This window comes from Pantoea sp. nfd-35 (genome assembly GCF_056892255.1).
Genome location: NZ_CP122403.1, coordinates 1,414,688 through 1,437,371, shown reverse-complemented (window position 1 = coordinate 1,437,371; position 22,684 = coordinate 1,414,688). Strand labels below are relative to the sequence as shown.

At 56.3% G+C, this 22,684-nt stretch carries 19 protein-coding genes; 9 read left to right on the top strand and 10 right to left on the bottom strand.

Annotated elements, in window-relative coordinates; translation table 11 throughout:
• Positions 1-111: 111 nt before the first annotated feature.
• Positions 112-561, bottom strand: a complete 450-nt coding sequence (gene yfbV, locus P9J57_RS06860) for a terminus macrodomain insulation protein YfbV (protein WP_105080341.1) — start codon at positions 559-561, stop codon at positions 112-114.
• A 333-nt stretch (positions 562-894) separates the two neighbouring features.
• Between yfbV and ackA the strand changes: the two genes are divergently transcribed.
• The gene (ackA, locus tag P9J57_RS06855; protein WP_028715405.1) at positions 895-2,097 is read left to right on the top strand and encodes an acetate kinase; all 1,203 of its coding nucleotides are present in this window, start codon (positions 895-897) and stop codon (positions 2,095-2,097) included.
• An 84-nt stretch (positions 2,098-2,181) separates the two neighbouring features.
• Entirely contained in the window at positions 2,182-4,311 is a 2,130-nt protein-coding gene (gene pta, locus P9J57_RS06850; RefSeq protein WP_483279503.1) for a phosphate acetyltransferase, read from the top strand.
• Positions 4,312-4,361: 50 nt separating this feature from the next.
• Here the strand turns inward: pta and P9J57_RS06845 are convergent, their stop codons facing one another.
• Together P9J57_RS06845 and pdxR are read right to left on the bottom strand one after the other, a co-directional pair.
• Positions 4,362-5,447: an ABC transporter ATP-binding protein gene (locus P9J57_RS06845; protein ID WP_105078779.1), complete on the bottom strand. Its 1,086-nt coding sequence runs from the start codon at positions 5,445-5,447 to the stop codon at positions 4,362-4,364.
• A 265-nt stretch (positions 5,448-5,712) separates the two neighbouring features.
• Positions 5,713-7,206, bottom strand: a complete 1,494-nt coding sequence (gene pdxR, locus P9J57_RS06840) for a MocR-like pyridoxine biosynthesis transcription factor PdxR (RefSeq protein WP_029569024.1) — start codon at positions 7,204-7,206, stop codon at positions 5,713-5,715.
• 118 nt (positions 7,207-7,324) lie between these two features.
• Between pdxR and P9J57_RS06835 the strand changes: the two genes are divergently transcribed.
• From P9J57_RS06835 to P9J57_RS06820, 4 genes are all read left to right on the top strand, one after another.
• The gene (locus tag P9J57_RS06835) at positions 7,325-8,587 is read left to right on the top strand and encodes a 4-aminobutyrate--2-oxoglutarate transaminase (protein WP_105080342.1); all 1,263 of its coding nucleotides are present in this window, start codon (positions 7,325-7,327) and stop codon (positions 8,585-8,587) included.
• Between the two features lie 116 nt (positions 8,588-8,703).
• Positions 8,704-9,729, top strand: a complete 1,026-nt coding sequence (locus tag P9J57_RS06830; protein WP_483279434.1) for an ABC transporter substrate-binding protein — start codon at positions 8,704-8,706, stop codon at positions 9,727-9,729.
• A 45-nt stretch (positions 9,730-9,774) separates the two neighbouring features.
• A complete protein-coding gene (locus P9J57_RS06825) occupies positions 9,775-11,040 on the top strand; it encodes an ABC transporter permease (RefSeq protein WP_014605374.1) in 1,266 nt (421 codons plus the stop codon).
• 10 nt (positions 11,041-11,050) lie between these two features.
• Positions 11,051-11,875, top strand: a complete 825-nt coding sequence (locus tag P9J57_RS06820; RefSeq protein WP_014605373.1) for an ABC transporter permease — start codon at positions 11,051-11,053, stop codon at positions 11,873-11,875.
• A gap of 115 nt (positions 11,876-11,990) precedes the next feature.
• Here P9J57_RS06820 and P9J57_RS06815 read toward each other — a convergent pair whose 3' ends face one another.
• On the bottom strand, positions 11,991-13,085 hold the full coding sequence (locus P9J57_RS06815; protein ID WP_105078782.1) for a quinone oxidoreductase family protein: 1,095 nt from the start codon (positions 13,083-13,085) through the stop codon (positions 11,991-11,993).
• A 107-nt stretch (positions 13,086-13,192) separates the two neighbouring features.
• Here P9J57_RS06815 and P9J57_RS06810 point away from each other — a divergent pair, with 107 nt between their 5' ends.
• The gene (locus P9J57_RS06810) at positions 13,193-13,993 is read left to right on the top strand and encodes a helix-turn-helix transcriptional regulator (protein WP_014594177.1); all 801 of its coding nucleotides are present in this window, start codon (positions 13,193-13,195) and stop codon (positions 13,991-13,993) included.
• A gap of 197 nt (positions 13,994-14,190) precedes the next feature.
• On the opposite strand, the gene yfcD is transcribed toward P9J57_RS06810, so the two are convergent.
• Both yfcD and yfcF read right to left on the bottom strand, forming a co-directional pair.
• On the bottom strand, positions 14,191-14,715 hold the full coding sequence (gene yfcD, locus P9J57_RS06805; protein ID WP_014594178.1) for an NUDIX hydrolase YfcD: 525 nt from the start codon (positions 14,713-14,715) through the stop codon (positions 14,191-14,193).
• A gap of 110 nt (positions 14,716-14,825) precedes the next feature.
• Complete coding sequence (yfcF, locus tag P9J57_RS06800; protein WP_013026531.1) at positions 14,826-15,467, bottom strand: glutathione transferase; 642 nt, start codon at positions 15,465-15,467, stop codon at positions 14,826-14,828.
• A 182-nt stretch (positions 15,468-15,649) separates the two neighbouring features.
• Here yfcF and P9J57_RS06795 point away from each other — a divergent pair, with 182 nt between their 5' ends.
• Positions 15,650-16,549 (top strand): TIGR01777 family oxidoreductase, encoded by a 900-nt coding sequence (locus P9J57_RS06795; RefSeq protein WP_013026532.1) that lies wholly within the window; start codon positions 15,650-15,652, stop codon positions 16,547-16,549.
• 33 nt (positions 16,550-16,582) lie between these two features.
• Here P9J57_RS06795 and P9J57_RS06790 read toward each other — a convergent pair whose 3' ends face one another.
• From P9J57_RS06790 to dalD, 3 genes are read right to left on the bottom strand one after another with little or no spacing between them, the layout of a single operon-like run.
• Entirely contained in the window at positions 16,583-17,863 is a 1,281-nt protein-coding gene (locus P9J57_RS06790) for an MFS transporter (protein WP_013026533.1), read from the bottom strand.
• A gap of 34 nt (positions 17,864-17,897) precedes the next feature.
• Positions 17,898-19,361 (bottom strand): xylulokinase, encoded by a 1,464-nt coding sequence (xylB, locus tag P9J57_RS06785; RefSeq protein ID WP_483279433.1) that lies wholly within the window; start codon positions 19,359-19,361, stop codon positions 17,898-17,900.
• 9 nt (positions 19,362-19,370) lie between these two features.
• Positions 19,371-20,762 carry a D-arabinitol 4-dehydrogenase gene (gene dalD, locus P9J57_RS06780; protein ID WP_014605368.1) on the bottom strand — a complete coding sequence of 464 codons (1,392 nt, stop codon included), beginning with the start codon at positions 20,760-20,762 and terminating at the stop codon, positions 19,371-19,373.
• Between the two features lie 192 nt (positions 20,763-20,954).
• Here dalD and P9J57_RS06775 point away from each other — a divergent pair, with 192 nt between their 5' ends.
• Complete coding sequence (locus P9J57_RS06775) at positions 20,955-21,905, top strand: sugar-binding transcriptional regulator (protein WP_014605367.1); 951 nt, start codon at positions 20,955-20,957, stop codon at positions 21,903-21,905.
• 5 nt (positions 21,906-21,910) lie between these two features.
• Here the strand turns inward: P9J57_RS06775 and hisP are convergent, their stop codons facing one another.
• Positions 21,911-22,684: a histidine ABC transporter ATP-binding protein HisP gene (gene hisP, locus P9J57_RS06770; RefSeq protein ID WP_013026537.1), complete on the bottom strand. Its 774-nt coding sequence runs from the start codon at positions 22,682-22,684 to the stop codon at positions 21,911-21,913.

Sequence of the window (22,684 nt, the reverse complement as noted above, 5' to 3'; positions counted from 1 at the left end):
TTTTATACGATGGAAAGATAATTACACAGGGGAAGCGATGCGGGCGTAGCCACATCGCTTTTCATTGATTTAACCGCAGGTTTGAGTGCAATAATTTCTGCACGGTGCGGATTAAAGATCGTCCAGAAAGGTGCGGTCCAACTGTTTAAAGGCGCGCTTAAGCAGATCGGCCAGTGCCTGGTAAGTTGGTTTGCCTTCAACCGGTGCGATCGCCTGACCTGCGGCTTCCAGCTTCGTGCGCACTTCATGGAACCAGCGCAGCAGCGTGGGCGGCAATGGGGTGACGGATCGCTTACCCAGCCACCATAATCCCTGCATAGGCAAACTACAGGCAAAGAGAGCCGTTGCCACTGCCGGGCCCAATTGCCCACCCATCGCTATCTGCCATGTGAGCGTAAAGACCGCCAGCGGCGGCATAAAGCGAATCGCAAAGCGCGTAGCCGTCGATACACGGTTCTCAGGAAAGACCGGTGCCAGGCGTTTATCGTTGGGCCAGGTCTTCATATAATGCTGTCCGCGTTGAAACATCCGGAACCAGCCGGTGTAAGATTCATTCGCCATGGCTCGCCTCAACTAATACTGTATTTTTTGAAAAATAATTATAACCACACAACTTTACGTAACATCCTTCAAATATTTTTGTCTTTAAAGGTGACTCCGGCTATTCTGACGCCGTTTTAACAGCGTCACTGCCGCAACTTCCCTTGTAACAGAGACGACAAGGCCCGTTTTAAGCGAAATTTCAAATTTATGCGTAAAGACTCAATTTTTTTTGCATAAAACGCACTATTTTGACCTGGGTATGACTTCTGTCATTAATCTGGCTGCGTCGATGGGCTACGCTGTAAGTCTGATTGCGTTATTTTTAGCCACTTTTAACAAATAGGTACTTCCATGTCGAGTAAGTTAGTACTGGTTCTGAATTGCGGCAGCTCTTCTCTCAAGTTTGCCATCCTTAATCCCACCAGCGGTGAAGAATTCCTCTCGGGTCTGGCTGAATGCTTCCACCTGCCCGAAGCACGGATCAAATGGAAACTTGATGGTCAGAAGCAGGAAGCACCTTTAGGTGCTGGCGCAGCCCACAGCGAAGCGCTGAATTTCATTGTTAAAACAATTCTGGCACAAAAACCAGAGCTTTCAGCACAAATCGCTGCAATAGGTCACCGTATTGTTCACGGCGGCGAAAAACTTACGCAGTCAGTGGTCATTTCTCAGTCTGTTGTGCAGGGTATCAAAGATGCATCATCTTTTGCACCACTGCATAACCCAGCGGGCCTGATTGGCATTGATGAAGCCATGAAAAACTTCCCGCACTTATCTGACAAGAATGTGGCGGTTTTTGACACGGCTTTCCATCAGACAATGCCGGAAGAGTCCTACCTTTATGCGCTGCCGTATGCCCTGTATAAAGAGCACGGCGTGCGCCGCTACGGTGCACACGGTACCAGCCACTACTATGTCACCCACGAAGCGGCAAAAATGCTGAATAAGCCGCTAGAAACGCTGAACATCATTACCTGTCATCTCGGTAACGGCGGGTCTGTTTCTGCTATCCGTAACGGTGAGTGTGTGGATACGTCTATGGGCCTGACCCCGCTGGAAGGCCTGGTCATGGGCACCCGCAGCGGCGATATCGATCCGGCCATTATCTTCTTCCTGCACGACACTCTGGGCATGAGCGTCGATGCCATTAACAAGATGCTGACCAAAGAGTCGGGGCTGTTAGGGCTGACCGAAGTCACCAGCGACTGCCGTTATGTTGAAGACAACTACGCCACCAAAGACGATGCTAAACGCGCAATGAATGTCTTCTGCCACCGTCTGGCCAAATACATTGGCAGCTATACCGCGCTGATGGACGGTCGTCTCGATGGCGTGGTCTTCACCGGCGGTATCGGTGAGAATGCGGCGATGGTGCGTGAGCTGACCCTGGACAAGCTGGCGCTGCTGGGCTTTGACATTGACCACGAGCGCAACCTGGCGGCTCGCTTTGGCAAGTCAGGTTTTATCAACAAAGAAGGCACTCGCCCGGCAGTGGTGATCCCCACTAACGAAGAGTTAGTGATTGCCCGAGATGCCGCTCGCCTTACCGCCTGATCTCCTTTCGTCGTCAGCTCCGGCTGACGGCGTTGTTTTGACACCCAGTGAAATCTGAGAGGTTCAATCGTGTCACGTACAATTATGCTCATTCCGACCGGCACCAGCGTCGGTCTGACCAGCGTTAGCCTTGGCGTTATTCGCGCCATGGAACGTAAAGGCGTTCGACTGAGCGTTTTCAAACCCATTGCACAACCGCGTGCGGGCGGCAATGCACCTGACCAGACCACCAGCATTGTGCGCAAGAGTTCAGGCATCCCGGCCGCAGAGCCGCTGCCGATGTCCCGTGTGGAATCGCTGCTGGGCTCTAATCAGCAAGACGTGCTGATGGAAGAAATTATTGCCCGCTACCACGCCAATGCGCAGGATGCTGAAGTGGTTCTGGTTGAAGGCCTGGTGCCTAAGCGTAAGCACCAGTTTGCCAGCGCGCTGAACTATGAAATCGCCAAAACGTTAAACGCTGAAATCGTCTTCGTGACCGCGCTGGGTAACGATTCTCCCGCACAGCTCAAAGAGCGTATTGAACTGACACAAAGCAGCTTTGGCGGTTCGAAGAATAAAAGCATCACCGGTGTGATCATCAACAAGCTGAACGCGCCCGTTGATGAGCAGGGCCGTACGCGCCCTGACCTGTCTGAAATTTTCGATGACTCATCGAAGGCCAGCATCGCGAATATCAATCCTGACCAGCTGTTTGCCAACAGTCCCTTGCCCATTTTGGGTTGTGTGCCGTGGAGCTTCGACCTGATTGCGACCCGCGCCATTGATATGTGCCGCCACCTGAACGCCCGGATTATTAACGAAGGTGAAATTCAGACCCGCCGTGTCAAATCAGTGACCTTCTGCGCACGCAGCATCCCGCATATGCTTGAGCATTTCCGCCCGGGCTCGCTGCTGGTCACCTCGGCTGACCGCCCTGACGTGCTGGTTGCCGCCTGTCTGGCCGCGATGAACGGTATTGAGATCGGTGCCATTCTTTTAACCGGTAACTATGAAATTGACGAGCGCATCGCCAAACTGTGCGATCGCGCCTTCCAGACTGGCCTGCCGGTCTTCATGGTCAAAACCAATACCTGGCAGACCTCGCTCAGCCTGCAAAGCTTTAACCTCGAAGTACCGGTTGATGACACGCAGCGCATTGAAAAAGTCCAGGAATACGTCGCAAGTTACATTAACGCGGACTGGATCGAGTCGCTGACCGCCACGTCTGAGCGCAGTCGCCGCCTGTCGCCGCCGGCTTTCCGCTATCAGTTAACCGAACTGGCTCGCAAGGCTGGCAAGCGCATTGTTCTGCCGGAAGGGGATGAACCCCGTACCGTTAAAGCCGCAGCAATCTGTGCCGACCGCGGCATTGCGACCTGTGTCCTGCTGGGCAATCCGGATGAAATCCAGCGCGTTGCGGCAGCCCAGGGCGTTGAGCTGGGTAAAGGCATTGAGATAGTCGATCCTGAAGTGGTGCGTCAGAACTATGTTCCGCGTCTGGTCGAGCTGCGCAAAAGCAAAGGAATGACCGAGGTGGTTGCGCAGGAACAGCTGGAAGATAACGTGGTGCTGGGCACCATGATGCTGGAAAGCGGGGAAGTTGACGGGTTGGTCTCGGGCGCGGTACATACAACGGCCAACACCATTCGTCCGCCGTTACAGCTGATCAAAACCGCGCCCAACAGCTCACTGGTGTCATCCGTGTTCTTTATGCTGCTGCCAGAGCAGGTGCTGGTCTACGGCGACTGCGCGATCAACCCCGATCCAACGGCTGAACAGCTGGCAGAAATTGCCATTCAGTCTGCCGATTCAGCGAAAGCCTTCGGCATCGATCCACGCGTCGCCATGATTTCCTACTCAACCGGTAATTCAGGTGCCGGTAGCGACGTGGAGAAAGTGCGTGAAGCCACGCGTCTTGCGCAGGAAAAACGCCCGGATCTGGTGATTGATGGGCCGTTGCAGTACGACGCGGCGATTATGGAAGACGTGGCAAAATCCAAGGCGCCCAACTCGCAGGTTGCCGGACGCGCAACGGTCTTTATTTTCCCGGATCTCAACACCGGTAACACCACCTACAAAGCGGTGCAGCGTTCCGCTGACCTGATTTCAATCGGGCCAATGCTGCAGGGCATGCGTAAGCCGGTCAACGACCTGTCACGCGGCGCACTGGTAGACGATATCGTCTACACCATTGCCCTGACGGCGATTCAGTCGCAGCAGGCTGAAGGTTAATCCCTTCCCGTTGAACAAGAGCATGCAGACTGCATGCTCTTTTTTTATGCCTATTGCAGCGTAACGTCGAGCGCGCGCAGGTGCTGAGGTTGCCAGGACAAGGTCACTTCACTGCCCGCCGTCCAGCCGGGTGAGACCTCCGATGAGGCCATTTTCACCATAAAGTTTCCCTGACCAGCAACTTCCGTCAGCATTCTCACGTGGTCACCCAGATAGATAAACTGCTGGATTTGGGCCTGGACCGACTGATCGCCCGGTTTGGCTGCATTTACGTTGATGCGTTCAGGGCGGATACTGAGCTGTATTTTCTTGCCCGGAGAACTGGGCCGCACCTTCAGCGCATCCAGCTGGATACCGTTATCCAGCGTCACCTGATAGTAATCACCCTGCTGCCCTGACTGGGTTGCCAGCAGGCTGTTATTCTCGCCAATAAACTGCGCCACGAAGGCGTTGTCGGGCTGTTCATAAAGCTTATTCGGGCTGTCCATTTGCTGAATCATGCCGTCGTTAAAGACCGCCACCCGGTCAGACATGGTCATAGCTTCGCTCTGATCGTGAGTCACGTAAACAATGGTCAGCCCGAGCATGTTATGCAGCTGCTTAATTTCCATCTGCATGTGTTCACGCAGCTGTTTATCCAGCGCCCCCAGCGGCTCGTCCATCAGGATCAGTTTAGGTTCAAATACCAGCGCCCGCGCCAGGGCCACCCGCTGCTGCTGGCCGCCAGACATCTGTGCGGGATAACGGTCTGCCAGCGAAGTGAGTTTAATCATATCCAGCACCCGCTTAACTCGCTGGGCAATATCGGCCTTGCTCAAACGACGAATCGACAAAGGAAACGCCAGATTTTCGGCCACCGTCATGTGGGGAAAAAGCGCGTAGTTCTGGAATACCATACCGATATCACGCTGATGCGGCGGCAACGTGTGCAAAGGTTTATCACGAAGCAGTATCTCGCCATCGGTGGGCGTTTCAAATCCTGCCAGCATCATGAGGCTGGTCGTTTTCCCGGAGCCTGACGGCCCTAACAGGGTCAAAAACTCGCCTTCTGCCACATCCAGATTGAGGTTGCGCACCACCAGCTTGTCGCCGTCGTAGCTCTTTTTGATATTCCGAAAACTGACAAAATTTCTCATGGCGTAATCTCGTAAACAGGATGAAAAAGGGTTTCGGCACGATTCATGCATCATCCTTTTGACGTGCGAATCCTGTCGGGCCTTTTTTTAGCACTACCACAACGCATTTGATTTGCACAAGCAGAATTTGACAATCTAAAAAGAAATGGCTTACAAATTTACTTTGCAGGCCATTGTATTTTATTGCCTTTTTAAATTTAACATTAAATTAACGTGACAGTTATCACAGAATCAGGCAATACCAGGGATGCGCACTGATGGTGCATCAGGGCGAGACAGACGCCACCTGCAGGTGATGTTGCAACCGGGTCAGGATAGGCGCGAACGCGGCGGGAATGGCGGCTTCGTCAACACAGGCATAACCCAGCAGCAATCCGCGCTGCGGCGTGCCCCGAAGATAATAGGACGACAGGGGACGTGTTAATACACCGCACTGTTCCAGCTCTGCGCTAAAGGCCACATCGTCAATGCTGTCCGGCAGCCTGAGAACCAGATGCAACCCCGCATTGCTGTGATGCACTATCCAGTCGGCGCCCAGCGATGTGCTAATCACCTCCACCAGCGCAGCACGGCGGCGGCTGTAAATCTGCCGCATGCGTCGTACGTGGGCCGCATAGTGCCCTTCCCGAATAAACTCCGCCAGCGTGAGTTGTACTAACCCGTAGCCGCCGCGATACAGCTCGGAGTGCGCCATTTTCATCCGTGCCGCCAGGGATTTAGGCACCACCATGTAGCTGAGCCGGATGCCGGGATACAAGGTTTTACTGAAGGTGCCCAGATAAATCACTGGGGCATCCGCCGCCAGGCCCTGTAGCGCAGGAATGGGACTTCCGGTAAAGCGGAACTCGCCATCGTAGTCATCTTCCACCACCCAACTGCCGCTGCTTTTTGCGCGCTCCAGTAATTCATGGCGCCGCTGCAGGCTCATGACCGCCCCGAGAGGATACTGGTGAGAAGGCGTCACACAGATCAGGCGAGGCACCGGGCTGTCTGGCTGCTCGGGCGGCAAAACCAGCCCCTGATCGTCAACCTGCGTGGGGATCAGCGTGACGCCGTTCACCGCCAGCACATTGCGGATCCCCCAGTATCCCGGCTCTTCGACGATGGCCCTGTCTCCCGGATCGCAAAGCATTTTCGCCAGCAGATCCAGCGACTGATGGGTTCCGGCGGTGATCAGTACCTGTTCGGGGGTGCAGTTCACCGAACGGATCACCCGCAGGTAATCCGCCAGCGCCTGTTGTAACTCAACACAGCCGCCGTGGCTGGCATAGCTCAGGTTTTCAACCGGCAGCCGTCGGCTCAGGCGGAGCTGAATTTTGCGCCAGATGTCGTGCGGCATATGGCTGACGTCCGGCACACCGGGCATAAATGCCCCCCACTGATGGCTCCCGGCACCGCTGCTCGCCAGCAGGCGTGAACCCCGTCGCGACAGTCTGACGGGTTTCATCGGCGGCGTGACGGGCCTGATCAGCGGCTCACCCGGCACCTGTTCCGGCAGCACGGTACTGACGAAGGTGCCGCTTCCGGTGCGGGTTTGTACATAGCCCTCAGACTGAAGCTGTTCATAGACTGCCAGCACGGTATTACGTGAGACAGAAAGTTCGCGAGCAAGGTCGCGGCTGGCGGGCAGTCGCGTCGCGGTGGCAATGGATCCGTCCTGAATCGCTGCCTGCAAGACATCATACAATCGCTTATTCAGCGTACCGCCGGAAAGCGAGGCCAGACGTTGTGCAAGCAGGTCACCGAGTAAGCTTCGCAAAATTGGTACCTCAAAATAAAAAAAACTGGCTCTGGATTATAAAACCCTGAAAACGCTAAAAAGCAAGGAGGCAGATTCCACTGTAACAATATGGCAACAAACACCATGAGGTCGCGTTATGAGTAACAGTGAAGTGCAGGTCCGTCGTCTCAATGCTACGCCGCGCGGCGTGGGCGTGATGTGCGATTTCTATGCGATGAAAGCAGAAAACGCTACGTTATGGGATCACCAGGGCCGTGAAATTATCGATTTCAGCGCAGGCATTGCCGTGCTGAATACCGGACATCGTCATCCCAAAGTGATCGCCGCCATCAAAGAACAGCTCGATCATTTTACCCACACCGCGTTTCAGGTTGTGCCTTACGAAAATTATATTGCCCTGGCGGAAAAACTGAATGCGCTGGTGCCGGTAAGCAGCCCCGCCAAGACCACCTTTTTCTCCACCGGCGCAGAAGCCGTTGAGAACGCGGTCAAAATTGCCCGCGCGGCAACCGGCCGTCCCGGCGTCATCGCCTTTACGGGGGCCTTTCACGGCCGCACCAACATGACGATGTCGCTGACGGGCAAAGTGGTCCCCTACAAAACCGGTTTCGGCCCCTTTGCCAGCTCAGTATTTCACGCCCGCTACCCGAATGCACTGCATGGCTGTAGCGTCGATGATGCGCTGGAGAGTTTACAAACCATTTTCCGCTGCGATATCAGCCCGCAACAGGTTGCGGCCATTATCTATGAACCCATTCAGGGTGAAGGCGGCTTCAATGTCGCGCCGCCAGCGTTTGTGACCGCCCTGCGCACGCTGTGCGATCAACATGGCATTCTGCTGATCGCCGATGAAATCCAAAGTGGTTTTGCCCGCACCGGCAAGCTGTTTGCCAGTGAATACTATCCTGACGTGCAGCCAGACCTGATCACCATGGCAAAAAGCCTGGCGGGCGGTATGCCGCTATCGGCGGTTTCAGGGCGGGCTGACGTAATGGATGCGCCCCTGCCCGGCGGCCTGGGTGGCACCTATGCAGGAAGCCCACCGGCCATTGCCGCTGCGCTGGCCGTGCTGGAGGTCATTCGCGATGAAAACCTGTGCGAGCGCGCCCTGCTGTTAGGCGGGCAACTGACGGAAACGCTGCAGGGCGCAGGCTGTAGTGCGCTGGCAGAGGTGCGCGGTCGCGGTTCTATGATCGCGGCTGAATTCACTAACAGCGAAGGCCAACCCAGCGCAGACATCGCCAAAGCTATTCAGCAAGAGGCGCTGGACGAAGGGTTGCTGCTGCTCACCTGCGGCGTACACGGCAACGTTATTCGTTTCCTCTACCCTCTCACCATTCCGGACGCGCAGTTCCGCACGGCACTGAATCTGCTGAACCGTATCCTGGGTAAGTATTAGGTTTCGCGGGCTGACGCGCCGCACGTTCCGCTGCGGGTCAGCCCCTGGCATCATGATTGCAAAGCAAACACCGGGCAGAGGAATCTGCCTGAACATAATAATTCAGGAGTTCGGGGATGATGAAAAACATAGCGGCACTGGTTCTGGCAGCGGTGGCCATCCAGGCACAGGCCGAAAATCTTACGGTGGTGTCCTTTGGGGGCACCAACAAGGACGCACAGGATAAAGCGTTTTATAAGCCTTTCATGGCCTCGGGGAAGGACAGCATTGAAGCCGGTGAATATAACGGCGAAATGGCACGCATCCGCGCAATGGTTGAAACCCAACAGGTCGGCTGGGATGTTGTAGAACTGGAAACCCCGGAACTGGAGCGGGGCTGTGAAGAAGGGCTGTTTGAAACCCTGGACTGGAGCAAGTTAGGCAACAAAGCCGACTTTGCCAAGGGGAGCGTGAGCGAATGTGGTGCGGGCTTCTTCGTCTGGTCTACCGTACTGACCTACGATGGCAACAAGCTCAAAACCGCCCCCACCAGTTGGGCAGATTTTTGGGATGTGAAAAAATTCCCCGGCAAACGCGCCCTGCGTAAGAGCGCGAAATACACGCTGGAAATCGCGCTGATGGCGGACGGCGTGAAGCGCGAAGACGTTTACAAGGTGCTGGCAACCCCGGCGGGCGTCGATCGTGCCTTCAGGAAACTGGATGAGCTAAAGCCGAATATTCAGTGGTGGGAATCGGGCGCGCAGCCCCTGCAGTGGCTGGTTTCAGGCGACGTGACGCTGGCATCGGCCTATAACGGCCGCATCGGCACCGCTCAGGCAGAAGGTCATAATTTCAAAATCGTCTGGGACGGCAACCTGTACGACTTCGATAACTGGGCGATTGTGAAAGGCTCAAAGCACAAAGCGCTGGCAGAGAAATTTATCGCCTTCTCGCTGCAGCCCGAGAACCAAAAAGTGTATGCCGAAAATATTCCTTATGGCCCCGCCAATATCAAGGCAGGCAAACTGCTGACGGCCGATCGTCTGGCTCAGTTGCCAACGGCACCGGAAAACATGGCCAAAGCCGTTCAGGTTAACGCCACATTCTGGCTGGAACATGGCGAAGAGCTGGAACAGCGTTTTAACGCCTGGGCCGCGAAATAACCCGCTGCCGGACCCGCTCCGGCAGCCCCCTTTCAGGAGATCGGCATGAGTCAAAACCCCGTGATGAATTCAGCGCCCGTCAGACGTACGGAAGGCGCGTTCAGTCTGCGCCAGCAATTTAACCGGGCAGGTTGGTTAAAAACACAACGCTCCCTGTTTTTAGTTGCTCCGTTACTGATTTTCGTCGTGGTGTGCTTTTTGTTCCCCATCGGCTCTATTCTCAGTATGAGCGTCAATAACCCTGAGCTTCACGACGCACTTCCGCAAACCAGCCAGGCCCTGGCTAAATGGAACGGCAAGGCGCTGCCGGATGAAAGCCTGTTTGCCACGCTGGCGAAGGAAGTCAGCGCGGCGCGCGAGCAGGGCCAGATCTCTGGCATTGCGAAGCGATTGAGTTATGAAGACAATGCGTTTCGTCGCCTGATCCTGGCCGTGCCCCGCCAGGCCCCCGAGGATGGGGTTAACGTCAAAGCCACCCTCATTGATAAGCAGCCCCTGTGGGGCGAGCTGTCTACCTGGCAAACCCTCAAGCGCGTAGCCAAACCCTATACCAGTTATTACCTGCTGTCAGTGTTTGACCACAAGGTTGATGCAAAGACCGGCGACATCGTCGCGCAGTCCCCCGATCAGGCGCTTTATGTGAACGTTCTGCTACGTACGCTGTGGATGGCGACCGTGGTCACCTTGCTGTGCGTGGGCCTGGGCTATCCGCTGGCCTACTGGCTGGCGAAGCAGCCGTCCAACCGCGCCAACCTGCTAATGATTATGGTGCTGTTGCCCTTCTGGACCTCATTGATCGTGCGTACCGCCAGCTGGATTGTCCTGCTGCAGTCAGGAGGATTAATTAACCGGACGCTGATGGCGACAGGGCTCATCGACAGTCCGCTCACGCTGGTGTTCAACCGGGTCGGCGTGTACATCTCCATGACACATATCCTGCTGCCCTTCATAGTGCTGCCCTTGTATGCCGTCATGAAAGGGATTTCTCCCAGCTATGTCCGGGCGGCCGTGTCGCTGGGTGCCCATCCCTTTGTGGCCTTCTGGCGCGTCTATGTCCCGCAGACCTATGCCGGGATTACCGCAGGCGCGCTGCTGGTGTTCATGATGGCGATTGGCTATTACGTTACGCCAGCGCTGTTGGGCGGGCCGGACGATCAAATGGTCAGCTACTTTGTCGCCTTTTTTACCAACAGCACCATGAACTGGGGCATGGCCGCCGCCCTGGGGAGCCAGTTGCTGATTATCGTGACGTTGCTGTATGTGGTGTATTCACGTGTCACCCGGACGTCATCCGAGGCGGCAGTACGTTAAGGAGCAAATGATGAAACAACAAGGTTCGACGTTGCTGCGGGTCTGGCGTTACCTGTTTAATTTTTACGGCGCAGCGGCACTGCTGTTTTTGATTGTGCCTGTTCTGGTCATTGTGCCGCTGTCGTTTAACGAAAGCTCATTTCTGAGCTATCCGCTGAGTGGTTTTTCGCTGCGCTGGTACGAGGCCTTTTTTCACTCGAAGGAGTGGATAGGTGCGTTAATGAACAGCCTGCTGGTTGCGCCGCTAGCCACGCTACTGGCTAGCGTACTGGGCGTGCTGGCCGCCATGGGCCTGGTGCGCGGCGAGTTTCGCGGCAAAGGTCTGGTGATGGCAATCATTATCTCTCCCATGGTGGCGCCCGTCGTGATCATCGCCGTTGGCATGTTTTTCTTCTTTGCCAAACTGTCACTGCTGAACAGCTACCTCGGCCTGGTGTTAGCCCATGCCCTGTTGGGCGTTCCTTTTGTGGTGATCACGGTGGTCGCCGTACTGAAAAGCTACGACACCAATCTGACGCGGGCCGCTGCCAGCCTCGGTGCCTCTCCGCTGCTGGCGTTTCGAAAAGTCACCCTGCCGCTGATTGCACCGGGCGTTTTTTCCGGGGCACTGTTCGCGTTTGCCACCTCATTTGATGAAGTTGTCGTGACGCTGTTTCTTGCCAGCCCAACGCAGCGGACGCTGCCGATTCAGATGTTTGCCGGTATTCGTGAAAACCTCGATCCCACTATCGCGGCCGCCGCCACAATTATGATTGCGGCTTCGCTCCTGTTACTGATCGTCATGGAAGTCCTGCGGCGGCGCGGGGAAAAGATGCGCCAGCCACAGCCGGTTTAGATAACATTCAGGAAACCGGTTCAGGTTGTTAAACCGCCCACATTGTTAACGTGTGGGCGGTTGTCTGATCTGGATAGTGCGCACCCAGCCTCTGTCAGCCTGGTCATGGGAAAAATCACGTCAGGCGCTGAACGGGCGGTACCACCACAGTTTGTTGAAACGGGCCAGCATGCTGTGCCGCATGTTCTACGGCACGCGCCACGTCGTTGAGCGCAAACGGCGTTATCGTCCAGTGGTGAAGATCGAGCTGCCCCTGCTGAATCAACTGAATTAATTTATGGCTGTCGGCACGTTCGTACATCCACTGCCCTTTGATCGTCACCAGGTTACGCATGATCCAGGGATAAGGCAGAGACAGCGGTTCTCCGCCCAACATCCCGACGCCGCCCATTAACACCGCCCGTCCGTAAGGCCGAACGCTCATGACCGCCGTACGCACCGCAGAGGCTGGCGCGGCGGGCGGAAGAAAATCCAGCACCATATCGATAAAGCCGCCCGCCGCCTGACAGGCTGCGAGATCCGTCTGCTCATCCCCTGTCAGGCGCACCGGAATAACCCGTGGACCAAAGCGCGCAACCAGATCCTGCAGTATCGCCGTATTGCGCCCCGTCGCAATGACCTTGCCTGCACCCATGGCCAACGCAATAGCCACGGCACTACTGCCAAAATTGCCAGTTGCGCCGCTCACCAGCAAGGTTTCCCCCGGCTCAAACCGACCAGCCTGCAATCCGCCATAGGCGATAAGCAGTGTATTAACCACGCACCAGGCCCTGGCATCATCTAGGGCCATCTCGCCCAGCGGTAAGGCATTCTCGGTGGGAATGCGGATTTTTTCGGCAAAGGATCCGTTACGATGATATTGCTGCAGTGCCAGGCCGCCTCCACCGCGTGCACTCCAGCCCTGCAGAACGATGTCAGGCATTAACGCACTGTCGCGCGATCTGACGGTAGGATCGCAAAAAACCCACATCCCTTTTTTCAGTTGGGTCGCGTCCGGGCCGGTTTCCAGCACTTTTCCCACGGCACCGCAGCCCGGTATGGCGGGCAGATCCAGTAAATAATGGCGCTGGCCGGAAAATACCTCATTGGTGTAACTCAGCACTGGGGCAGCGACAACCTCGACAAGGACCTCACCTGAACCGCAAACCGGTTCGGGCACATCCGAATAAACCAGGGGTTCGCCCCACGCTTTCAGAACGACAGCTTTCATTTTTCTCTCCTCACCTATCACAGGAGGTTGTAGTCTAGAGCGCCTAAAAGGGGTTATTCAGTGTCTGCCTTATCCCAGGACCCGCCACGCCCAGTCAGAGAGAAAACATGTCACTTAATAAGAATGTGGGTCTGTTTCTTCGAACGGTCAGAGAAACGACCTCGCCTGAGAAAGCCAAAATTCAGTCCAGTAAACCGAGGCGCACGCCGGGGTTACGTCGGGAAGAAGTGGCTGAACGCGCGGGCATCAGCGTTGACTGGTACACGCGCATTGAACAGGGCCGGGCCAATGCCGTGACCCACGAGACGCTGGAAAGGCTGGCAGATGCGCTGTCAATGAGCGACGACCAGGCGCAACACCTGCACAGGCTGGCAGCAGAGATAGCGACGACTGACATCACCAGCAACCTGCCTTCTTCGCTGCAGCTTATCGTTCAGCAGCAGCCGCTTCCTACCTACATCACCAATACGCTGCTGGATGTTTTGTGCTGGAATGCGCCGCTTGCGACGCTGCTGACCGATTTTGACGACCTGATGCCCGAATACCGCAATATCTTATGGTTTATGTTTAATCATCCCGCAGCGCGCATAAACTTTGGCGAACGCTGGCACGATGAAGCAGAAAAGCTGGTTGCGCGTTTTCGCGTCCGTGTCGATCTGGAAAACGGCCATCCCCGGTTCCAGGCCAGGATCAGCCAACTGCTGCAGAACAGCGATTTCAAAGCGCTGTGGGACCAGTATCGGGTCATCAGCGGCAATGAAGGCATCAAGCAGTTCTCAGCTGAAGGGGGCGCGCTGAAAACCTGGCGTTATCACAGTTTTTATCTGCACGACTTTCCGGGGCTGAGAATGGTGACCTATGTGCCCTGCGCCTCTTCACCTGGCGCTGAAGATGACGCGCGACGTTGACTCATAGCCGCTTTCTCATTCTGGCAGGTCGAATAGTTACATGCGCCCTGTCCGACGCGGCTGCGCAAGGTGTGCCCTGGCACGGCGAGCGATCGACAAAAGGCGGGAAGTTGATCATCAGGCGAATGAGGCGGCGATCAACGCCGCGTGCCCGCTTTGCGAACGGCCACGACCGCCCGCAAAGCTAACAGAAGGTATCAGTGACTGTTTTCGTTGTTGCGGCTCAGCCACAGAGATAAGGCTTTGAGTGAATCATCGGTAAACTCATCACAGCGGGCGGTGATTTCATCCGGGGTCATCCAGAAAATTTCATCCACTTCTTCTTCCTGCATAGCAAAAGGGCCGTGCGACACACAGCTGAATAATCCCCCCCAGACGCGGCAATGCTCATCTTCAAAATAGAATTTGCCATGTTCTGCAAAAGGCACATCCGCAATGCCCAGCTCCTCTTCGGCTTCACGCCGCGCCGATTCAAGCATGTCTTCGCCACTCTGCACTACGCCGCCAGCCGTCGCATCCAGTTTGCCTGGCATAAAATCTTTGATTTCAGTACGGCGCTGAACCAGTATTTTCCCCATACCGTCATGAACCACGATATAGGTCGCGCGGTGACGTAAGCATTGCGCGCGCATCTGCGCACGCGTGGCCTGTGCAACGACTTCATTCTCTTCGCTTACGATATCGACCCATTCGATTTCGCCACCAGCAGTTTGATCCACCATCCGTAACCCTTTCCTGTTTAGCGTGTCTTTATGCACGCGCTGTTTGCCACACCTATATCATAGTGTGTCGTAAGGTAATCACTTATGACAACTTGAGCAAGCGCCGATCGCTAGCGATTTTTGCCGCTTTCCGTTAGCCATAACTGTACTGATGCCCGCTGCCATTGAAACTCAGCATAGTGCTGCAAACGCGCAGGCAAGGTATCGCCATGCAGCGCCAGTCGATTAAGCATGACAGCCAAATCGGTATCTGCAATGCACCACTCACCAAATAAATTTTGCTGACGTTCTGGCAACAGGCGCTGAACAGCGGCAATCAGTTTTTCGGCGGCCTCAACGGCTGCAGGCGACAAGGGCGCAAAGCGCTCACCGGCAAATAACACCTCGGTAGGGCGCTCCTGGCGAATGGGCAGCAGATCGCTGCGCAGCCAGGCCTGAATTTGCCGGGCGCGGGCGCGTTTCTCGCGATCTTTGGGATAGAGGCGTTCAAATTCAGGGGCAGCAAAACGCTCTTCGAGGTATTCGCAGATGGCCGATGATTCACTCAGCATAAAGTCATCGACCTGTAAGGTCGGGACGCGGCAGGTTAACGACAGATCGCGATAGGTCTCAGCACGCTGCTGGTTTTGCGATAAATCGATACGCTTTACGCTAAAAGGCACCCCTTTTTCGCTGAGCGCAACATAAGCCGACATGACATAAGGACTAAAGAAAGATGAATCTGACCACAGGGTGATGGAGGGGTAATTCATCTGCTACCTCAAATAGCTGACAGGGGTGCATCATCTTTACCGATTTTTATTTCTGAAAACAACCAGGCGCTGGTCCGATGTTTGCGCTCAACTGACTAAATTACGAAGCGGCTCACGCCACACGGGTACGACTCTTCTATGATGAAGTAAGCAAAAAATAAAAATTCAGACGGAGCCGCACTATGCATATCTTAATTACCGGTGGAACCGGGCTTATTGGCCGCCATCTTATTCCACGTCTGCAACAGCGTGGCGACACGGTCAGCGTGGTCACGCGCGACGTTGCCGCTGCACGAGACATGCTGGGGGAAGATATCGCGCTCTGGTCAGGCCTGGCGCAACAGCACTCGCTGGATGGCGTGGATGCCGTTATCAACCTGGCCGGTGAACCCATCGCGGATAAACGCTGGACAGAGGCCCACAAACGGCAGCTGTGCGAGAGCCGCTGGCAGATAACGGAGCGCATTGCCTCCCTGATTAACGCCAGTACCACGCCACCGCGCGTCTTGATTTCGGGATCGGCAACGGGCTTTTATGGCAACACGGGCGACGTGGTATTAACCGAGGACGATCCCGGACAGAACGAGTTCACCCACGAACTTTGCGCCCGTTGGGAACAGCTGGCGCTGACCGCGCAGAGTGAGCGCACCCGCGTCTGCCTGCTGCGTACCGGCGTCGTGCTGACGCGAGAAGGCGGCGCGTTGAGTAAAATGAAACTGCCGTTTAAGCTGGGAATTGGTGGCCCGATTGGCAGCGGCAAACAGTATATGCCGTGGATCCACATTGATGACATGGTCAGCGGCATTCTGTGGCTGCTCGACGATGATGCCTGTAACGGCCCTTTTAACATGGTTGCGCCCTACGCCGTGCGCAATGAGCAGTTTGCCGCTACCCTGGGTGAGGTGATGCACCGCCCGGCTTTCATGCGCACGCCCGCCAGTGCCATCAAGCTGATGATGGGAGAATCGTCTGTACTGGTGCTGGGTGGGCAACATGTGCTGCCAAAACGGCTGGAGGCGTCGGGTTTTCGCTTCCGCTGGTATGAGCTGCAGAATGCATTACAGGATGTGGTGAAAAGCTGAGGATCAGGGGAGCACTTGCTCCCCTTCGCTTTTTTACTGAGAGGTGACCGCGGTTTTCGACTTCACCGTGGAACGCAGCGCGCCGTGATTCGGTTGCGGTACGCGGATGATAAACGTCAGCACACCGGCAAACACATACAGGCAGGTGTAAGCCCAGACCACGCCGACGATATCAAAGAACGGCAGCATCATGGAGGCGATGGCGGGCGCAACAAAATTGCTCATGCCTGCAGACAGGTTATACACCGAGACGGCCGCGCCCTGATGATGGGGCTCCAGCGTAGGGAAAACCGCCGTCATGGGCACAAAGGCCGCCACGAAAATGCCCAGCATCACGGCAGGAATCAGGGCGACCAGGAAATTGTGACCGGCATAGACAGGCAGGTAATAGAACGCCAGGCTGGAGATCGCCATGCCGAGGCAGCCAAACCAGCGCACCTGGCGAATCCAGCCAATACGTTCACCCATGATGCCCCAGAAGATATTGGTAAAAATGGTGACAAAAAAGAACACCGCCCAAATCTGCAGCCACTCTGAGAGCGTAAACCCAAGCCGATCCACAAACAGCAGCGGCATAATGATGGCAAAACCAAACAGCGACAGCGTATTAATAATGCGGATCAGACAGGCGTAAAACACATGCTGGTTGGTGAACAGGATAGTCACCGCACGCGACATTTCCGTCATTTTTTCCCGCAGGGGTAAGTTGACGCGAGAACGATCGACCGGCACGTTGCGCAGGCTAAAATAGGCCAGCAAGCCGCCGCAGGTTACCCAGCCAATCGCCAGCCAGAGCGTGCCGGTTTCACCAATGGAAGGAATGATCAGGCTGGGCAGATAGCTCCCGACCACGCCGATGCCTACCGAATACATCGCCCAGAACCAGCCCGTGGCAGCCGCCAGCCGTTCCCGTGGCAGCACCTGCACCAGCAGCAACATAAATGAGTAGATAAACAGCGGATAGGCCAGGCCACGGATACCGTAAAACAGCAACATAAGAGGATAATTGCGCATCCCCAGCCCCAGGCTCATAAACAGGGCGTGCATGACAACCCACAAGATAAAACCGATCAGCATAGCGCGCTGCGGCGTAATCAGCTCCGCCACCACACCGGATGCCCAGGCGGCCAGCGCCACCGCTAAACCGTAAAAGGTAAACACCAGCGCCGACTGCCCCGGCGTGAATCCCATATCGGTAATATGACGTGACAGGAACGCCATCTCGAAACCGTCACCTGCCATAAAAACAGCGATGGCGACAAATCCCCAGATCAGATGTTTGGGCAAGCCAAACCAGTACGCAGTAGAGTGCATGACGATCGTCCTTCTCTGTTTGGTTACAGGTTAATCAGGCCAGCGAACGGGACTGAGAGTGTTGACGGTAAAGCTCACGGAACTGAGCCAGCCGTTGCTGCAGCCCCTGACGAACCTCAGGATTGGGCAGGAAGCGCGCCTGTATCGGGGGTTTAAGACACACCTGCGCTTCATCACCGCCCGCAGCCAGCCAGGCCAGGCGCGCCGCGCCCAGTGCACCGGATGCGCTGGCGGGATGCGTCACGACAGGCAGCGCCAGCACATCGGCGATCAGCTGCGCCCACAGGCTGCTGCGCGCGCCGCCGCCGGTCAGGCTGAACTGGGTAATGGCACGCCGTCCTTCCCCTAAGACGGTCAGGCCGTCGGCCAGGCCAAAGGTTACGCCTTCGAGCACCGCATAGCCTAGTAAGGCACGCTGGGTTTCGTGCCGCAGATAAAAAAACGCGCCCGTCGCATCAGGATCGTTGTGCGGGGTACGTTCTCCAGAGAGATAAGGCAAGAAAAGCGGGGCCTGCTGTTTTTGTGCCGGACCCAGCGCAGCAATCTCTTCCAGCAGTTGGTTTTCACTGACCGAGAGCAACTGGCACAGCCAGCGCAGGCAGCTTGCGGCGCTGAGCATGACGCTCATCTGGTGCCAGCGATCAGGCAGCGCATGGCAAAAAGCGTGCACGCCTGACTGCGGATCGGCCTGCAGCCGGTCATTAACCACAAAGATGACGCCAGAGGTGCCAAATGAAATAAACGCATCGCCAGGATTCACGGCGCCCACGCCAACCGCCGAGGTGGCATTATCCCCGCCGCCGCCTGCAATGATGACCGACGAGGAGAGCCCCCATTCGTCGGCAATCGCCGGCCGTAACGTGCCGCTGACGGCATTCCCTTCGACGAGTGCAGGCATCTGGTCACGACGCATTCCCGTTGCGGCCAGCAGTGCCGCTGACCAGTCGCGTTTGGCGACGTCCAGCCATAAGGTGCCCGCGGCATCCGAGGGATCGGTGACAAAGCGCCCGGTCAGGCGCCAGCGCAGGTAATCTTTTGGCAATAACACTTTGCTAATGCGACGAAAGCAGTCAGGCTCATGCCGGGCCACCCAGCACAGCTTTGGGGCCGTGAAGCCCGGCATGATCATATTGCTGCTAATGTGCATGATTTCGGGATGATGCTGACCCAGCCAGTGGCATTCTGCCGCGCTGCGTGTGTCATTCCACAGAATGCAGGGCCGTAAAACTTCACCCTGCTCATCCAGCAGCACCGCTCCGTGCATTTGTCCTGACAGCCCAATCGCCTCTATCGCAGACCAGGCCAGAGGTGCCTGCTGACGCAGACGCGTGATGACCTGATGGCAGGCGCGCCACCAGTCATGCGGGTCCTGCTCTGCCCAGTGCGGATGGGGGCGCTGCACGGCCAGGGCGGCATGTTCCGATGCCACGATCTCGCCCTGCGCATTCACGATCAGCGCTTTAAGCTCAGAGGTGCCGATATCGATACCCAGATACATATTCGCCCCCTAAACCACGGCCAGCGGTTGTTCTGGCTGGACTTGCCACGTTTCCAGCCCGGCGACGGTGGTGCTAAGCCGCGCATGAAAATCCTGTGATGTGGCCAGCTCAGCAAACAGGGACGTCTGGGTCATGTAAGCCTGTAACGGATCGGCATGGGCAAACCACTGCTGTACCACTTCAGGTTGCAGCACGCCATCCTGATAGTCATAAGGCAGCTCGCCACTGGCCCAGCGTTGCAAAAACAGATAGAACAGCGCCGGGAGCACCAGGCTGGCCGCAGGCGGCGTGCCGCGCTGATAGCATTCCCGTAGCGTCGGCGTCACCATGGCGGGAATTTTTGACAGACCGTCAGCCGCCACCCGTTGGTTGGTATCTTTTATCCACGGATTGCTAAAGCGGGACAGGACAACATCCCGATACTCCGCCAGGTTGAGCGGGCTGGGTGAAAGTGAAGGTATGACATCCTGTGAGACATATTCCCATGCCATCTGGTGGATGGCTTTCTGACGGGTGCTTTCATCAATGTAAAGCAAACCGATAAGCGTGCCCGCCCAGGCAATGGCGCTGTGGGTGGCGTTAAGAATACGAATCTTGGCTTCTTCCCAGGGCAACACCGACTCGACCAGCTCGACGCCCACCTGCTCCAGCGCCGGACGCCCGGCAATAAAATCGTCTTCGATCACCCACTGGATAAAGGACTCAGCCATCACCGGCACCGCATCATCTTTACCGGTTGCCGCCTGAACGCGCTCCGCGACGTCAGGCGTGGGACGCGGGGTGATTCGATCCACCATGGTATTCGGCGAGGTGGTGTTGTCACGCACCCAGGCGGCCAGCTCACCTGCCCCTTTTGCCGCAAGGAAGGCCAAAAAACCCTGACGGAAACGCTCACCGTTGTGGCGCAGATTGTCGCAGTTCAACAGGGTCACGGGCGCCCCACCGTTGACGACGCGTGCCGTCAGGATACGCGCCAGCGCGCCATACAAGGTTCGCGCCTCGCCATTCAGATCCGCCTGAATATCGGGCTGCTGCAGGTCAAGCTCATGTTCCGGTGTTAAATAGTAACCCGCTTCGGTCACGGTGAAGGCGATTACCCGGGTGCATGGATCGGCGCCCTGCTGCACCAGCGCGCTGATCTCTTTGTCCCACGGCAGAACCTGCCGAATGGAGGTAATGGTCTCGTAGTGACGCTCGCCCTCAGGCGTGACCGTCTCCAGCACATATTCCCCTTGCTGGGCGGTTAGCTGCGTCAGCAACGGCGTTGCGTCATCGCGGATATTGCCCAGCGCGATATGCCAGCGGCTGTCGCCCTGCTGCATCAGGCGGTGCAGATACCATGCCTGATGGGCACGATGGAAAGAGCCTGCGCCGATATGCATCCAAACTGATGGTGTCATCATGACCTCTTTAGGCATTTGTTTAAATTAAGGGCATTTGCCCGATGCACATATGTTAATCAGAGGTAACGTCAAGGTTCTGTGATTAATTTCACATTTAAGACATTGGCCCGTTAATTGGGCTTTTGCCCTGATAGGCTTTTAAACAGATTGCGCGATAAAATGGCGATCCGCAGAGAAGGGAATGGCGCAATGAACAAAGAAGAGAAGAAACAGGAGTTGGCGGCGCGTGCCGCCTGGATGTATTACGTCGCTGGGTTAACACAGCAGGAGATCGCCCGGGCACTGGGATTGTCGCGCCAGGTGGCCCAGCGTTTGATTTCCGGGGCGCGTGAAATGGGCATGGTCAGCGTAAAGATCGCCCACCCCGTGACGCACTGCCTGCGTCTGGCGCACGACGTGCAGGAGAAATTTGGCCTGCAGCACTGCCGCGTGGTGCCTTCCGGCGATCTGGACGACAATGCCATACAGCAAATGCTGGCGGTAGAAGGCGCAGAGGTGATGTCGCAGTTTATCAATAACGACGAGCCGCAGGTGTTTGGCATCGGTTCGGGAAAAACCCTGCGTGCCATTATTGATGCGCTTCCCTGGGTTGAACGACCGCAGCATCACTGTGTTTCCATGATTGGGGCCATCGCCCGCGACGATTCAGGCACCCGCTACGACGTGCCGCTTAAGCTGTCTGAAAAAATGCAGGGCAAGTATTTCTTCATTCCCGCCCCGCTGTTCGCCGACAGCCCAGACGATAAGCAGATGTGGTGCCGGCATCAGGTCTATCAGCGCGTGGTCAACCGTGCACGACAGGCCCACGTCACCTTTTTGGGAATTGGGGAGGTCAATCCCGGCTGCCCGCTCCATGCCGAAGGCTTTATCACAGACAGCCAGGTGCAGGCGCTGAATGCGCGCGGCGTGGTCGGTGAAATGCTCGGTCATTTCTTCAATCAGCAGGGCGAACGCGTGTTAGGGGAAACCGATGCGCTGTTAACCAGCGTGGCGCTGGAAAGCCAGACGACGCGCAATATCATCGGCTTTGCCGGCGGGGAGCGAAAATATGCCGCTATTCAGGCGGCGTTGAACGGCGGCTGGATATCGGGCCTGGTGACCGATGAAGCCACCGCCGTGCGCCTGCTGAATAACCGATAGCTTGCCTACTTAAGCGATCCCTTCAGGAACTGCTGTAAGCGCGGGCTCTTGGGCTGACCAAATAATTCAGCCGGTGGCCCCTGCTCCTCAATTTTCCCCTGATGCAGGAAAATGACGTGGCTGGAGACGTGACGGGCAAATTCCATTTCGTGCGTGACCACCACCATGGTTTTCCCCTCTTCGGCCAGCTTCTGCATAATACGCAGCACTTCGCCGACCAGCTCAGGATCCAGGGCTGAGGTGGGCTCATCAAATAACAGCACCTCCGGCTCCATCGCCAGCGCGCGGGCAATGGAGACGCGCTGCTGCTGCCCTCCCGAGAGATGGACGGGATATTTTCCCTGCGCGCGCTCGTCGATGCCGACCTTGTTCAAATAGGTAATCGCGCGCTCACGTGCCTGCGCTTTACTCAGGCCCAGCACCTGAATCGGCGCTTCCATAACGTTTTCCAGCACCGTCATGTGGCTCCACAGGTTGAAATGCTGAAAGACCATGGTCAGACGGGTACGAAGCAGGCGCAGCTGCTCCTTGTCTGCCACCTTCAGCTGGCCGTCCGTATCGCGTACCAGGGTAATAGCGGTCTTGTTGACCACAATGGTGCCTTCACTCGGCTTTTCGAGGAAGTTAATACAGCGCAGAAAGGTACTTTTCCCGGAACCCGACGAGCCAATAATACTGATGACATCGCCTGCATTGGCGTTCAATGACACACCTTTTAATACTTCATGTTCACCGTAGCGTTTATGCAGGTCGGTGACGCTTAATTTGTTATCAGCCAT